11 protein-coding genes and 2 pseudogenes are annotated in these 15,016 nt (G+C 57.3%); 2 read left to right on the top strand and 11 right to left on the bottom strand.

Going from position 1 to position 15,016, the window contains the following annotated elements; genetic code table 11:
- Positions 1 to 43: 43 nt before the first annotated feature.
- The 3 genes from ABJO75_RS06530 to ABJO75_RS06520 all read right to left on the bottom strand — a co-directional run bounded on the left by ABJO75_RS06530 (position 44) and on the right by ABJO75_RS06520 (position 3,698).
- A complete protein-coding gene (locus ABJO75_RS06530; RefSeq protein WP_348128495.1) occupies positions 44 to 1,027 on the bottom strand; it encodes a glycosyltransferase family 61 protein in 984 nt (327 codons plus the stop codon).
- Positions 1,028 to 1,098: 71 nt separating this feature from the next.
- A complete protein-coding gene (locus ABJO75_RS06525) occupies positions 1,099 to 2,214 on the bottom strand; it encodes a DegT/DnrJ/EryC1/StrS family aminotransferase (RefSeq protein ID WP_348128492.1) in 1,116 nt (371 codons plus the stop codon).
- Between the two features lie 305 nt (positions 2,215 to 2,519).
- Entirely contained in the window at positions 2,520 to 3,698 is a 1,179-nt protein-coding gene (locus tag ABJO75_RS06520; protein WP_348128491.1) for a glycosyltransferase, read from the bottom strand.
- Between the two features lie 330 nt (positions 3,699 to 4,028).
- On the opposite strand from ABJO75_RS06520, the pseudogene ABJO75_RS06515 reads away from it, so the two are divergent.
- Positions 4,029 to 4,130 (top strand): annotated as a pseudogene (locus ABJO75_RS06515) (IS6 family transposase); the annotation flags it as partial.
- 124 nt (positions 4,131 to 4,254) lie between these two features.
- Here the strand turns inward: ABJO75_RS06515 and ABJO75_RS06510 are convergent.
- From ABJO75_RS06510 to ABJO75_RS06475, 8 genes and pseudogenes are all read right to left on the bottom strand, one after another.
- Positions 4,255 to 4,479, bottom strand: a pseudogene (locus ABJO75_RS06510) (IS6 family transposase); the annotation flags it as partial.
- A gap of 61 nt (positions 4,480 to 4,540) precedes the next feature.
- On the bottom strand, positions 4,541 to 5,680 hold the full coding sequence (locus ABJO75_RS06505) for a M20/M25/M40 family metallo-hydrolase (protein WP_348128488.1): 1,140 nt from the start codon (positions 5,678 to 5,680) through the stop codon (positions 4,541 to 4,543).
- Positions 5,681 to 5,768: 88 nt separating this feature from the next.
- The gene (locus tag ABJO75_RS06500; protein ID WP_348128485.1) at positions 5,769 to 6,935 is read right to left on the bottom strand and encodes a M20 aminoacylase family protein; all 1,167 of its coding nucleotides are present in this window, start codon (positions 6,933 to 6,935) and stop codon (positions 5,769 to 5,771) included.
- A complete protein-coding gene (locus tag ABJO75_RS06495; RefSeq protein WP_348128482.1) occupies positions 6,932 to 8,617 on the bottom strand; it encodes an ABC transporter ATP-binding protein in 1,686 nt (561 codons plus the stop codon). Before ABJO75_RS06495 ends, ABJO75_RS06500 begins: the two co-directional genes overlap by 4 nt.
- Positions 8,618 to 8,620: 3 nt before the next feature.
- On the bottom strand, positions 8,621 to 9,508 hold the full coding sequence (locus ABJO75_RS06490; RefSeq protein WP_348128479.1) for an ABC transporter permease: 888 nt from the start codon (positions 9,506 to 9,508) through the stop codon (positions 8,621 to 8,623).
- Position 9,509: 1 nt separating this feature from the next.
- Positions 9,510 to 10,451, bottom strand: coding sequence for an ABC transporter permease (locus tag ABJO75_RS06485; protein ID WP_348128477.1), 942 nt, complete (start codon positions 10,449 to 10,451; stop codon positions 9,510 to 9,512).
- A 64-nt stretch (positions 10,452 to 10,515) separates the two neighbouring features.
- The gene (locus ABJO75_RS06480; protein ID WP_348128474.1) at positions 10,516 to 12,126 is read right to left on the bottom strand and encodes an ABC transporter substrate-binding protein; all 1,611 of its coding nucleotides are present in this window, start codon (positions 12,124 to 12,126) and stop codon (positions 10,516 to 10,518) included.
- On the bottom strand, positions 12,120 to 13,724 hold the full coding sequence (locus ABJO75_RS06475; RefSeq protein WP_348128471.1) for a M81 family metallopeptidase: 1,605 nt from the start codon (positions 13,722 to 13,724) through the stop codon (positions 12,120 to 12,122). The genes ABJO75_RS06480 and ABJO75_RS06475 overlap by 7 nt, the downstream gene beginning before the upstream one ends.
- Before the next feature lie 135 nt (positions 13,725 to 13,859).
- Here ABJO75_RS06475 and ABJO75_RS06470 point away from each other — a divergent pair, with 135 nt between their 5' ends.
- The gene (locus ABJO75_RS06470; protein ID WP_348128469.1) at positions 13,860 to 14,669 is read left to right on the top strand and encodes an IclR family transcriptional regulator; all 810 of its coding nucleotides are present in this window, start codon (positions 13,860 to 13,862) and stop codon (positions 14,667 to 14,669) included.
- The last annotated feature ends 347 nt before the right edge of the window (positions 14,670 to 15,016 follow it).

Raw genomic sequence — 15,016 nt, 5'->3', positions numbered from 1 at the left:
AGACCTGACAAAAGAACCAACTCGGCCGAGCTCGCATCGGAGCTTAGGTCAGCCGATCCATCAAGCGCTGCAATTCTTCAACATCCACCGCGAATCCGCCCTCGGTCTGTGTCCCCACAACAAACCCAAAGCGCATTCCTACCCGATCCGTAAACTCCTTGTAGGCCATCGCAAAACGATCAGGGGGCTGCAGGACCAACAGGCTGCCAGTTTCTGACATGCTATAGAAAACGTGCGATATATGACTGCCCTCGACGCTGACAACGATTGGCGCATCCAATGTACGGCGGGCAATCTCTTCGGCCTCCAGCCGGGCCGGTTCAACGATATCAAAGCCAAGACCTGCCAGATAGGTCTCAAGCGTGCTTTCACTCGTCAAAATCCGCGCCTCGCCGGTGGCACCTCGCTTAAGGTAGACACCTACGCGTGGGCGGCAGTCATTTTGACCGAGATTCGCGCGTAACCGGTCGCGCAGTATGCGGTAGCGCGCGCGCCTGAGAGCATTCTGACCATAGTCTTCATAGAGTGTCAGCCGCCCGATGCGCGCCCGTTGCACCAGAGGCGGTGCCGGCAAGTCAAAGAGAGCCCGATAGCCCGCCTCATGGCCATAAGATTTGGTCTGTACGACAATCTTGTGCGCCTCATCGCCAGGCAATAGTTCTTGTGGCAGACTATCAGTCAGAAACGGCCCAAAGAACCCACTTCCTGCAAAGCACGAGACCAGAGTCGCCTCGGGCATATCAATCGTCCGTGCGCCTGTCCGATCCCAGAGCTTCGCCTTGCCGTATCCGGGGAAATACTTCGCTGCCCCTTTGTAGACAAATGGCCCCGATATCGTGGCATCATTGACGGTAAAGGCCCGAGTGGCCGCGTTTTCATTGGGACCCCCGTTAATCAGACCCATCTCGAATGGCCAGGTGCGCCAGGGCGAAAGGCCAGTCACTTTTTCCAATGCACCCTCTGGATGGAATGCGGGCGGGATATGCGTGGTCTCTGCCGGGGCAATCTCATCTATTTGGTGAGCCATATCAAAAACATGGTGGTGCTTTCTGGCGATCAGGCGATGACCGGCCCGAACTACCATCGGCCAGTTCAACGTCATTGAATTAGTACCTGTTCAATAATTCGGTCCTGAGAAGCCTCATCCAGATCAAAAAACATTGGCAAGCAAAGTACCTCATCAGCTGTGCGGCTCGCGACAGGCAAAAGGGTCGGATCCGCTGACGGAAGGGTATTATAGGGCGCAAAATTTGTAATCAGCGGGTAGAAATAGCGTCGGGCAAAGATGTTTTCCGCACTAAGCCGCGCAAACAGCGTTTCTCGGTCTACGTGACAATCAGGCCCCAGCAGGATTGGAAAGGCATAGTGGTTATGTCCTGACACCCCTGTCGGGCTTACGCATCGCAGCCCATGGATATCGCCCAAATGGTCCTGATAGCGTTGCGCAATCACTGCCCGGGCGTCCAGCACAGTCTCTATCTCACATAATTGCGCCAGACCGACAGCCGCGCTGAATTCGTGCATTTTGGCATTGATGCCGATATCATCGACGCCCAATCCATCGGCAATGCCGAAGTTGGCCAACTGATCTATGGCAAGCTTTGTGGCACGATCAGGCGCCACTACAGCTCCCCCTTCGAATGTGTTGAACACCTTGGTCGCGTGAAAACTCAGCACTGACATATCGCCATGGCGTAGTACCGACTGGCCGTCGCGGTGCACACCAAAAGAATGCGCTGCATCATAAATGATCTTAAGCCCGTTACGTGTGGCCACATCCTCGAGACCCTCAACATCGCAAGGCGTGCCAAAGACGTGCACAGGCAAGATCGCACGGGTTTGCGGCGTAATTGCTGCTTCGACTTGCGCGGGATCCAGATTGAGCGTCGAAGGGTCAATATCGGCAAAGACCGGCGTGGCACCTGCAAGTTTGATTGCGTGTGCCGTGGCCACAAAGGAAAACGGCGTCGTGATCACCTCACCAGATGTGATCCCTGCCTGCTTCAGGGCTAGCACTATTCCCAGCGTGCCATTAGCCACCATCGAGATATGCTCCACGCCCAGATACTCGGCCAGTGCCGACTCGAACCGGTTCAGCAGAGGGCCGTTGTTGGACAGCATCCGACTATCCCAAATTTCTTCAAGAAACGGTAGAACTTGTGCCAGCGGAGGCAGATTGGGACGCGCCACATGAATGGGTGGCCATTTCATCATAGAAGCCTCCTCACTCGATCCGGTCACAGACCATCAAAATAAGTAACATTTCTGCACGGATCGCCCCTGCGCCAATATCGCGGAGGTCTGGTCTTTTCAAGATGCTGTAAACTCCGCACAAATTCAATGCCGTTCAGGAGTGTAGGAAACTTGGGTGTCTGGTTGTGTTAGGGTCGGTTCTTTTTAAAGATAACTCTCAGGGAGGCACTGTAAAGTTAGTGCAAGGTCAGCGCTGATGTGGGATGGGGCCACATGATCAAAGCGAACGCCTCACCACCAGATCTCACCACTCCACCCGGCGCCCGTCACAGACCTGCTGACCGGATCATATGATCCATTCTTCGGGAAAATGTTGCTTCAAATGTGTGTTTGCGGGCAAAAGCCAACGCGCGAGGCATGGCGGCTGCAATCGCATGCCGATCTTCGTGCAGTCGCGCAATACGCTTTGCCAACAGTTCCGGTTTGCCAATAGGACTAAGGAAACCAGCGCTGGAATGAGAAACGATACCGTTGAAGGCTTCGTTTTCATATCCAGTCATAGCAACCCCGCAAGACATTACTTCGGGATATGTACTGGATGGATCCCCTTGTGGGTGCGGGCAAATGAAAAGGTCTGTGCGCGTCTTGAGATAGGGAATCCATTCGGTCATGAAGTCCATTGGTTTATGCAATGTCACGCAATCAGCCAATGGCGGTTCTGAAATTGCGGACCGCAATTGCTCTGCCTGTGGACCATCCCCAACAATATCAAGCGAAAAAGGTACTCCGAGCTTGATCAGGGCCTTGGCAATCAGAGGAAAGTCAAGAACCCCTTTCATTTCCGCCAGTCGCCCACCAAAAACCAATCGCAGGGGGCGATCGCTCAAAACGTCTGAAATCTTTCGCGACAACGCGTCATCTGACAGAATGTCTGCCTGCCGTACGCGGTTGTCGAAAAACAACAGCGCGTTCGGTTGTAGCGGTCGGTAGAGATCATACGTAGGCGTCCCACTGCATTGTAGACCCGCCGCTTTATGCAACATTTTTTGCCGCTTACGTTCGGCCCCCTGTAACCAAACCTTTCGCCTGAACCGGATAACGGGGTTCGACACTTCTGTGTCCACGATCTGGCGTTCTGTCTTGGGCGAGTATTCACTGACGAAAACCACGGGGACGTCCATCCGGTTGCAAAGTCTCAGCATGGTCGCCTCTTCTGGCCCCAAAAAAGCCATGACACCAGCTGCGTCCGTTAGGCGGGAGGCAAGTTTTTCGGGGTCCTGTGGGCGGATCTCAATGTGGTTTGGACCTTTGCCCAGAGTCACTTCAGCTGGATCAAGATCGCGAATGGGCTGGTTCGTCACACGCGCCAGAGTCGTAACTGGACCCGGCCACGATTTGGCATATTCAGCCGCTCCATCAAGATACTTCTGAGTGAGAAATAGGCGCCCATCAGTATCTGCGCTGGCCGACAGGACCGGCAGCAAAATCAATTCTGGATCGTTCATAAATTATCATAAACCGCAATTGATGCTCCTTAATGGAATGTCATACTTCAGAGAGAGTCAAGTGCCGCATAGCGGCGTCAATGGGCGTCGTTGCTCGGATACCTAATAGTTTGGAACACGCACTAGACAAGACCGACTTCAGACACCGCGTTCGAAGATTGGACTGCCAAATCCGGTCATCCGGTTGAGAACTCGTCTGCCAATCTTAGCTGGTAGTGTCGAAAAGTTTCTAATTTTAGTTGAGTCGCGCCAAGTCCGACACTTTCCCGAGTCCAAGCCAGGATTGAAGAGTTGAACAATTTCAAAGGCGCGTAGTACCCGAAGTTCGAAATCTTTTACGCCGTGTACTTCTACGTTCGCTTTCCCGTTTCGCATCGCGACCTCGAAGAAATCATGGCAGAACGTCGGGTCGATTTAGATCATCTCAACCGAGTTGCGGACCTGTCGCGATGACGCGCGGTACTGGCGTGACCATAAGAGTTTCGATCCGCTGGAAGCAACGGCACGCCTTCACCGCCGCCATGTCTAGATCCATCCATTCGCGAACGGCAATGGACGCTGGGCGCGGTTGATCCCGGCGGATGCAATATGAAGTATATTGACTAAAACGATTGACGCAGAACCGGACCGTTTTCCGGCTGACAATCACATTCCGCGTAGTCAAAAGGTCTTTAGCATCAGCCGTACTCTGAACTAACCGAAGGTACGCTCAGACCGCGCAAGCAATGATCTCACGAGGAAAACGGAAGCCCTTTAGGCGCGGGATCTCGGTTGGATATATGCATCAGAGGGCGATAGTCAAATCAAGCGCGACAACAACTTGGCAATCCCGGAGCGGGAAGTCAGGCCTCCAGACGACAGTATAGCGCGGCAGCAAGACGGCCGCGTTCGACGAGGCTGTCGACTTCGATATGCTCATTCAAAGTGTGCAACGCCTTCCCTCTCACTCCGATGGAATCGAGCGTCGGCAAACCGAGAAACCCGGTGAAATTGCCGTCCGACCCGCCACCTGCAGAGCTTCCGGTCATTTCAAAGCCAATTTCACCCGCGATTTCCTGTGCGAGCGATAGCATCGCCATGGTGCCGGGCTGGTTTGGCTCCCACACTGGGCGGGTCACGCCGCGGCGGACCTCCATCACGACGTCACCGTCGTCGGAGTTGAACGCCATCATCTTGGCAACACCTTCATCCAGCAGCTCCTGGGTCTTGGCCATGGTCAGCACCTCGGCATCGCAGACTGAAGAGACGCAGTTGACCCACTGCCCGGCGTTGAAAACTCCGACCGAGAAGGTGCAATCATCGGTCGTCATGCCTTCGATCTGTGCCACCGCTTTCGCCATTTCTGCGATCGCCGAGCGGCCATCGGCCAAGGCCCAACCTGCATGGCTCGGCTTGCCCCGCGTCCGAAGGTTGAAGCGTGCGATGGCGTAACGCCCGATCACGGCACCACCGTCCCGGTGGGCGGGTTCGGGGACAAGGATGTATTTATGCCGTTTCGCTTCTGTCTCGATGAGTTCGCGAGTCAAGGGCGTACCGATCTCTTCGTCCGGCGTGAAGAGGACGGTAACGGGCAATGGTGTCGTCACGCCCGCCGCGAGAAGTTTGCGCAGGGCGTCCAAAAAGACATAGTTTCCGCCCTTCATGTCCAGAATGCCGGGACCATAGCAGAGATTGCCATCCCGCCGGAACGGCAATTTTTCCAACGTACCGATCGGATGCACCGTGTCCAGATGACCGAGCAACAGGATACCGCCCTGCCCCGCGTTCGGATGCGGCATCGTTGCGCGCACACTGTCGCCAATCCCCCTACGGCCCGGAATGCGTTCCACGCGGGCACCAAGCGCCGCCAGTTCATGCTGAACCAAATCCATCATGCGGTTGACGGCAACGGCGTCGAATGTCGGGCTTTCGGTTTCGATCCAAGGCTTGAGACCGGCAAGCATCTCGTCGGCGTCAAAAGGCAGATCAAGCGGGTTGGTCATCGGGTAGGCTCCTGTCCCAAACTGGCACAGGGCCGACCTGGGGTATTGTGGAAATTGAGAGAGGTAGACGGATCAGAGTTGAACAGCCTTACCCCTTGGGCAGACGGGTTTCGACGATGCGCGCATAGATTGATGCCCCGACCGGCAGGATCGCATCATCCAGTACGAAAGCCGGGTTGTGCAGCGGAACGCTGCCCGCATGCCCGACCCGGCAATAAGCGCCCGGCACAACCTTGAGCATGTCGGCAAAATCTTCGGAACCAGTCGCCTGTTCGGTAGATTCTGCCGCCATATCGTCGCCCACGATATCGGCGGCGGCGGCGACATAGGCGGTGGTCAAATCGGCATCATTCATCAACACGTCGAAAACGTTGCGCAGATCGACCGTGATTTCGATCCCGTAAGCCTGTGCCATCCCGGCGCAAAGCTCGCGGATACGGGCGTCTGCCATCTCGGAGACGTCATCGTGGAAATAGCGGATCGTGCCCGAAATCGTCGCCGTGTCCGGCACCACGTTATAGGCCGAACCCGCGTTGAATTTGGTTACCGACAGCACCACCGGTTTGGTTGGCGGCGTATTGCGGCTGACCACGCTTTGCAGTTGCTGCACCAGACTGGTGCCGATGACGATGGGGTCTTTCGACTGATGCGGCATCGCCGCGTGGCTGCCGGTGCCTTTGACGGTGATGTCAAAGAACGACGCGCCGGCCATGGCAGGACCCGGGGTTACACTGACGACGCCGGGTTCGGAATTGGGATCGTTGTGCATACCGTAAATTTCGTCGCAGGGAAATTTTTCGAACAGTCCGTCCGCGATCATGCGACGCGCACCGCCCAGACCCTCTTCGGCAGGCTGGAAAATCAGGACGACCGTGCCGTCGAAATCGCGCGTTTCCGCCAAGTATCGCGCAGCACCCAGCAGCATGGTGGTATGCCCGTCATGACCACAGGCATGCATACGTCCTGGATTGGTCGAGGCATAGGGCACCCCAGATGCCTCAACGATCGGCAAAGCATCCATATCGGCGCGCAGGCCAACGCGGCGATTGCCACCGCCCTGCCCCTTGATCAGCGCGACCACGCCGGTCCCGCCTAGACCCTCGTGCACCTCGTCCACGCCATAGGCACGAAGCTTTTCAGCGACAATGCCAGAGGTCCGCACCTCTTCGAAACCCAGTTCGGGATGCGCGTGAAAATCCTGACGGATCTCGGTCAGTTCAGCGGCAAAGGCTTCAATTTTGGGGATAACACTCATGCGGTGGCTCCTTGATGTCCGGGCACGCCATCCAGCGCGCAAAAGTTTGCAAAGTCCCAACGACGGCCGGGGGCCGCCTCAATCAGGTTTCTCGTGTACTCGTGATGGGGGTCAGACAGAACTTGGCCTGCAGGGCCGTGCTCTACAACCAGCCCCTTTTGCATCACCAGCACCTCGTCACAGATTTGCGCGGCGACGCGCAGATCGTGGGTGATGAACAGCATGGCGACGCCGAATTTTTCCTGAATGTCGTCGAGCAGTTCCAAGACCTGCGCCTGCACACTGACGTCAAGCGCGGATACAGCCTCGTCCGCGACCAACAGGTCGGGCTTCATCGCCACGGCGCGTGCAATCGCGATACGTTGGCGTTGCCCTCCCGAGAATTGATGCGGATAGCGGTCCAGCGCATCGCGTGGCAGGTCCACAAGTTCCATCAACTCGGCGGCCTTCTCCATCGCCTCGTCACGCGACGTGCCAAAATTGATCGGCCCTTCGCACAAGCTGCGCGCCACCGTCCAGCGCGGATTAAGCGACCGGTACGGGTCTTGGAATACGATCTGCAAATGCTTGCGATGAGGCTGCAACTGGCGACGGGTCAGCTTTGCAATTTCACTTCCCGCGAGGGTGACCTTGCCCGCCGTTGGATCGATCAGCCGCATGATGCACCGTGCAACCGTGGATTTGCCTGATCCCGACTCGCCCACAATGCCAAGTGTCTGGCCCGGCGCGATGGTAAAGCTTACATCACGCGCTGCCTTGACCTCATCGGATTTCCGAAAGAGGCCACCGCCGCCATAGGTCATGTTCAGCCCCTCGACCGTGACCACGTTTTCTTTCGCGGACGCGGCACGCGCCATGCGTGGTGTCAGATTGGGCACCGCAGAGAGCAGCTTTTTCGTGTAGTCTTCTTGCGGATTGGTCAGCAGATCGCGGATCGGCGCGCGTTCAACGATCCGGCCCTTCTGCATGACGCTGACGGTATCGGCGATTTCGGCCACAACACCCATGTCATGGGTGATGAACAGCACAGCTGTCCCCTGACGTTCCTGCATTTCAGCGATCAGTTTCAGGATCTGAAGCTGCGTCGTGACGTCCAGCGCCGTCGTCGGCTCGTCCGCAATGAGCAGGTCAGGATCGAGGATTAGCGCCATAGCGATCATGATGCGTTGCCGCTGGCCACCCGAAAGCTGGTGCGGGAAGGCGGAATAGATCCGCTCGACATCTGGCAAATGAACCTGTTCCATCATGTCGATGGTGCGTTTCTTTGCCTCTGTCTGGGACAGATCAGTGTGCATGTTCAGCACTTCTTCGATCTGTTCCCCGACACGCAACACAGGGTTCAGGGCGGTCATAGGCTCCTGAAAGATCATCGCGATCCGACGCGCCCGCAATTCTCGCATTTGCGACGCGGTCGCGTTGGTGATCTCAAACCCCTGAAGATCGATCAAACCGCCTCGAATTTCCAACGCATCCTTTGGCAGCAATCCCATCGCCGCCAGCGACGTGACGGATTTGCCCGAGCCGGATTCCCCCACGAGGCAGTGGGTTTCGCCTGCACGGATATCAAGGTCGATCTCGTTAAGCACGAGGGGCGCGTTCGGACGGCCCGTCAGGCCGACCTCAAGCTTGCGGATTTTCAGGACGCGCTTGGCATCCGAGAAGTCCTTGGATTTGAACTCCATGCTTCAGCCCTCCCGCTTTTTCATGCGTGGATCAAGAAGATCGCGCGCCGTGTCGCCCAACAGGTTGATCGCAAGAATACAGAGCGACAACATGAGCCCCGGCCAAAAGATCAGCCCCGGTTTGATTTGAAAGTATGTTCGGCCCTCGGCCATGATGTTCCCCCAGGTCGGGATCTCGGTCGATACACCTGCACCAAGAAAGGACAGGATCGCTTCGATCAGAATGGCCGAGGCGCAGATATACGTCCCCTGAACGATCAACGGCGCAAAGGTATTAGGCATCAGATGCTGGACCAGGATTTTTGGCATGGAGGACCCAAGCGCTATGGCGGCTTCGACATAGGGTTCTTCGCGAGCCGACAAAACGACCGACCGCACAAGGCGCACGACGCGTGGCACCTCTGGCACGGTGATCGCGATGATCACCGATGACAGGCTGGGCCCATTCAGCGCGACCAGAGCAATCGCCAGGAGGATCGCAGGAATTGCCATGAGGCTGTCCATGATCCGCATGATGATGCCGTCCGCCGCGCGAAAGAACCCCGCAACCAGACCGATCATCAGACCCACGGCGATGCTGACCACAGCAGCGCCGATGCCGATCAGCAAAGACACCCGCCCGCCCATCATGACGCGTGAGAATATATCGCGTCCGTAGGGATCGGTGCCGAGAATATGTGCCTCTGACGGCGGTTTGAGACGTGCCATTGCATCCATCGAGAGCGGATCATATGGAACGTAAAATGGAGCAAGGAGCGCGGCCAGAACAATAGCCACGAGGATCACTGCGGCGATCATGGGACCGACGCCGACGCGCGCGCCCGCGGGGAGGGAAAACAGCCCGGTCAGCACCTGAAAGGCGCTGTGTCGTGATGTTGGGGTCTCTGTCATGTCAGTACCGGATCCTTGGATCGAAGAAGGAATATGAGACGTCGACGAGCAAGTTTACGAAAACGTAGATGCCTGCGGTCAAAAGGATCATCGCCTGAATGACCGGATAGTCACGCGCGAGGATGGCATCGACTGTGAGCCGCCCAATCCCGGGGATATTGAAAACGCTTTCCGTCACCACCACACCCGAGATCAGCAGGGCGAAACCGGTCCCGATGATCGTCAGGATTGGCACTGCGGCGTTGCGCAGCGCATGGCGAAACAGAACGACGTTTTCACGCACGCCCTTGGCGCGGGCGGTACGGATGTAATCTTCACCCAGCACTTCGAGCATGGAGGCCCGCGTCATCCGCGCGATCAACGCAATGTAGATCGTTGCAAGCGTGAGCGACGGCAGGATTGCGCGGGAAAAGAAGGCGCCAAAGCCGTCTGACGGTGCCTTGTACCCCTGTACAGGCACCCAACGCAGTTCAATCGCGAAGATTTGGATCAGGATATAGCCGATCACGAAGACCGGCACCGAGAACCCCAGAACCGAAAACGACATGACGAGAAAATCGACCCAGGTACGATGGCGCCAGGCGGCGATCACCCCCATCGGCACAGCCAGAAGGACCGAGATCGTAATCGTCATCATGGCGATGTTGATGGTCGGACCCAACCGGTCGGCAACCATGCCCGCAACCGATGTATTGGACAGCAGCGAGGTGCCCAAATCGCCGCGCAGCAGCTGGCCCATCCATGTCATGAACTGCGTCAACAGCGGATCATTCAGGCCAAGCCGGTCGCGGATACGTTCAAGCTGTTCGGGTGTGGCGGCATCCCCGGCGAGGATCGCCGCCGGATCGCCAGGTGTCAGGCGCAGCAGCAGGAACACGAAGATTGCCACGATGATCATCACCGGGATCGTCGCCAGCACGCGCTTGAGAATATAGAGGAACATGCTCCGTGCTCTCCTTAAGAACTTGCGGAATGGAGGGCGCGGCTTGCGCGCCCTCCGTCGCGGATTACTCTGCGGATTTAGTCATGTTCCAGAACACCGGGACCGGCGACGGGATCATGTTATCGATCGTGTTCCGGCGTGCCTGCGGAATGATGTATTCGCCCATCATCACGTAGTTCACGTTGTCCATCACATGCTCTTGAATCTTGACTGCCACTGCCTTCTTGGCAGCCTCGTCGCTGGCCGCAACAAATTCTGCGCGCAGCTCTTCGATTTCCGGATCGGTCGGCCAGCCAAACCAGGCTTCGTTTCCGCGACCATTGACCATCACGTTGATCAAGGGGTCCGACACTTCGGGCACCATCCAATTGGTAAAGAACATGTTCCAACCACCTTCAGACACCGGGTTCTGCTGGGCGCGTCGCTGTACGACAGACTGCCAGTCCATCGACTGCATATCGACCTCAAAACCGGCCTCGCGCAACGCCTGAGCGGCGACGACGGGCTGGTTGATCAGGCTGATCACATCCGTAGGTGCCATCAGAACGATCGGCGTGCCATCATAACCGGCCTCTTCCAAAAGTGCCTTAGCTTCTTCGATGTTGGCACCACCGGTTAGAACCTCGGAACCTGCCTCATCCCCAAGAGGGGTCGAGCAGCCAAAGATAGCGCCACAAACGTTGTAGTACTCCGGGTCGCCCTGCATCGTCGCCAGCATGGATTCCTGGTCCAGCGCTGCCATCGCGGCCTGACGGATCAGCTTGTTGTCGAAAGGAGGGTGCAGGTGATTTGGGCGCCCGATGGTGACGTATCCCAGTTCGTCGCGCTTTTCGACGATGACATCCGGATTGCTTGCAATGATCGGCATCAGGTCGATCTGAACCTGTTCGAGATAGTCGATTTCGCCTGCGGACAAGGCATTGATCGCGGTCAGTGAGTCCGGCATCGTGGTCCAGACGACTTTGTCCACGTTCACAACCTTGCCACCTGCCATCCACGAGGCCGGTTCGTCGCGCGGAACATAGGCGTCGTATTTTTCATAGGTGACGTTCACGCCGGGTTCATATTCCGCCTCGTTGAACACAAACGGGCCAGAGCCGACATATTCAGTGATCGTCTCGTCTGCTGATGTTGCAGCAACCCGAGCGGGCATGATGAACGGCGGTACGGCGGATTGTTTGGAAATCACATCGAGCAACGGCGCAAAAGGTTTGGTCAGCGTCCAGACAATGGTCTTGTCGTCCGATGCCTCGAGGCTTTCGGTTACGTCAAAGATCAGCTGGCCACCCGAGTCTTTCTTGCCCCAACGGCTGAGTGAAGCAACGACATCAGCCCCCGTTACCGGTGCGCCGTCGTGAAACGTCAGGCTGTCGCGCAGGGTGAACGTATAGGTCAGCCCATCCTCGGAAATTTCCCAATCCGCCATCTGTGGCTGAGGTGCGAAAATCTCGTCCACCGCCGTCAGGACGTCATAGATCATATAGCCGTGGTTGCGGGTGATATGAGCCGTGGTAATCACCGGATCCAGCACGCGCAGACCAGAGTGCATCACGGCGGTGATGGTGGTTTCATCCTCTTGCGCAGCCAAGGCGCCCGGCGCAAGCAACGCGGTCCCCATCAGCAGCGCCGCAGCCAGGCCGCGGGTATTTGTCAGGGTCGTTCTCAAAGTCAGCATGCTTGTTCCCCATGTTGGTTGTCGAGTTGTTGAAGTTGGACCTCGGCGGGTTCTCCGCCAAGGTCGGTGCGCGTCTTTTCTGCGCGCGCGGCCCCGAACACGGGACCGTTTGGCGATAGCCGTAACCCTGGACGTAACCGAGTAAACGGCAGGTCCGCAGGATCAAACGGCATCGGGCCCGGCGCCCGCGCGACGAGGATGTCGCGCGCAATCGGCGCAAAATCGGCCCGGAAGTGAGTTGAGCTCTTGACGACAAGGATCGCCTGATCTTCTGGGATGACACCCGCAGATCTAAACATCTCGCGGTCTGCCATCTGCGCGATACGGCTGGTAACAACCACGCGCACACCGCCGATCCGCAGGCAGGCCGATGGACCCAGATCAAGCCGTGTGCCCCCGTAATAAGGCCCAGTGGCATGCAGTTTACCGTCCGAAAGGCTCTCGATCACGGCCGACGTTACGACCGGGGTGTCGTCGGGCAGACCGGGGTGACCGCCGATGCGAAACTCTGCGGTTGAACCTTGTCCCGCGTCGTGGGCGGCGCGCGCTGCGACAGGATCAACGATCAGACCAATCGCGGCGTTTTGTGCATCCGCGCGGATCAGAGCGCGCAGCATTCCAGTGGTTGCTGATACACCGCCAGCCCCCGGGTTATCTTGGGTGTCGGCAATGACAACAGGTCCGTGACCGCCCGCTGCGACGAGTCGCGAGGCCTCGGAAATTGCATCATCAGGCGTGTAGGTGAGATTGTCGAACTCCGCTTCGGCGGCCTCATAGGCTGCGGCGATGTGATCCGCCGCCTTATCTGCGGCCACCTGCGTGTCAGCAAACGCGATCGCTGTCGGGCCACAATCAGGTATGTCCGCCGCCGGAAAGCCCATGAAGAGAGACGCCGACATAGCGCCATTTGCTTCCACATCCGCAAGCTCGGCATAAAGACGGACGGCGGGGGCCAGATCGGTCGATTGAAACGGGATCGGAACAAGGTATGACATGCGGCGATAGGCCTTTGCCGGACGTGTTCCGGTCTGCATCATTTCGCCCAGCAATCGCGCGGCGCTGGCGCCGGTGGCTGCCATGTCCACATGCGGATAGGTGCGAAACCCGACAAGACCATCAACGAGTTCCACAAACTCTTGCGAAATATTTCCGTGAAGATCAAGCGCCGCCACGATAGGCACGTCCGGCCCCACGACAGCGCGCACACGTCGCGCAATCTCGCCCTCGCCATCGTCCAGATGCTCAGCGACCATAGCTCCGTGCAGATCAAGAAACACACCGTCGAGCGGCCCGGCGTCGCGGATACCAGCAACGATCTCATTTGCAATCTGCTCAAACGCATCGCGGGTCACATGCGCCGATGGGATAGCACCGGCCCAAAGAACCGGCACCACGTCCCAACCTTGCGCGGTGGCCACGGATAGCGCCCCTGACATCCCGAGGTTCACGCTTTGGAAGGCCTCAATCAAGTCAGCGCCGCGCGTCATTGGGACGTAACCACCGCCAAACCGAAATGCTTCAAGGTCTGCCGGCGAGGGAGCAAAGGTATTAGTTTCGTGAAGGAAGCCAGAAAATGCTACTCTCAAACCCGTCTCCATGCGTATTCCATCTGCTTGTTCAAGATCATGAGCCTTGGTGCCTAAGATCGATTCTTGTGTATCGCACTGCAATACGTCTATAGTGCATAGCAAGCGTAGTGATGTGCTTGAAGATTTGTCAACCCAGAGAGCTACATGCCCAGCATTCTTCGCGTCGACCCACCAAGAACGACTAATTTTCAGTCAGATGACGATCGCCTTTTTGTCAAATCTGTCGGTCGCGCCATGCTGGTTCTCAGCGCCTTCCATCATGCCAGCGGCCCTCTCAGTCTGACCAACGTTGCAAAGAATGCCGGGATCGACAGATCAGCGGCGCAGCGGTTGATCCATACCCTGCTCAAGCTCGGCTATATCCGCCGAAGCGCGGATGATCATGGTTACCTGCCTGGTTTCAGACTGCTCGATCACACACTGGACTTGCTTCGGCTTGACCCCGTTGTACAAAAGGCAACGCCCGTTCTGCTCGAACTGCGTAAAACCATCCGCGAACGCGTGGATTTCAGTCTCTACGACGAAACCCGCCTGATCTATGCCTTCCGCATCCAAAGCAAACGCGAAACCTTCTACGCGACCCTCGTAGGCCACAGCGTCCCCACCCCGTGCACGGCAGGCGGGCGCGCGGCGCTATCGGCATTGCCCGATACTGAAGCGCAAGAAATTGTCAAACGCTCTACGATACCGGAATACACGGCCCAGACCGAAACTGACCCCGAAAAGATCATGGCACTTGTCAGACAGGCGCGCAGCGATGGTTTCGCCCTCGTCGTGAACGAATTCGTGCAAGGTGAAGTCGCCATTGGCGTGGCGGTTACAAACCGCGACGGCTTACCGCTGGGCGCAATCCACGTCGCCGGATCGTTATCAGAGTGGACACCAAAGGACTTCGTGGATCAGGCGGCGCCGGTGACGCTTGAGGCCGCTAGGGCCATCAACGGAAGCCTCTGACACGGGGGACGGGCATTACCAAGTGGTTTGTCGCGCTTGATTTGGCTATCGCTCTCTGATGAATACATCCAACTGGTATGCCGCGCTTATAAAGCATTTGTTTTCCTCGTCAGCTCATTGATTACCAAGTCTGGGCGTACCGGCGGTTAGCTCTGGATCAATCGTTTTCGTAAACGCTTTCAGATCGCACCCGCAGGGGTCGACCGTGACCGAACGACAAGGGACGTGTCGCAAAGTTCAACGAAAGGTGAGCCGGCAGCTTTATCGGGGCAAGGTTACAGCATCATTACCATTTCAGCAGCCTGTTAGACGTCAGTCGTATTTCTAAGCGCCCGCGCCTTATTCTA

Origin of the sequence: Sedimentitalea sp. (assembly GCF_039973035.1) — a bacterium.
GTDB lineage: Bacteria > Pseudomonadota > Alphaproteobacteria > Rhodobacterales > Rhodobacteraceae > Sedimentitalea.
The sequence above is the reverse complement of the archived record's forward strand: the minus strand, read 5'-3'. Positions and strand labels throughout refer to the sequence as shown.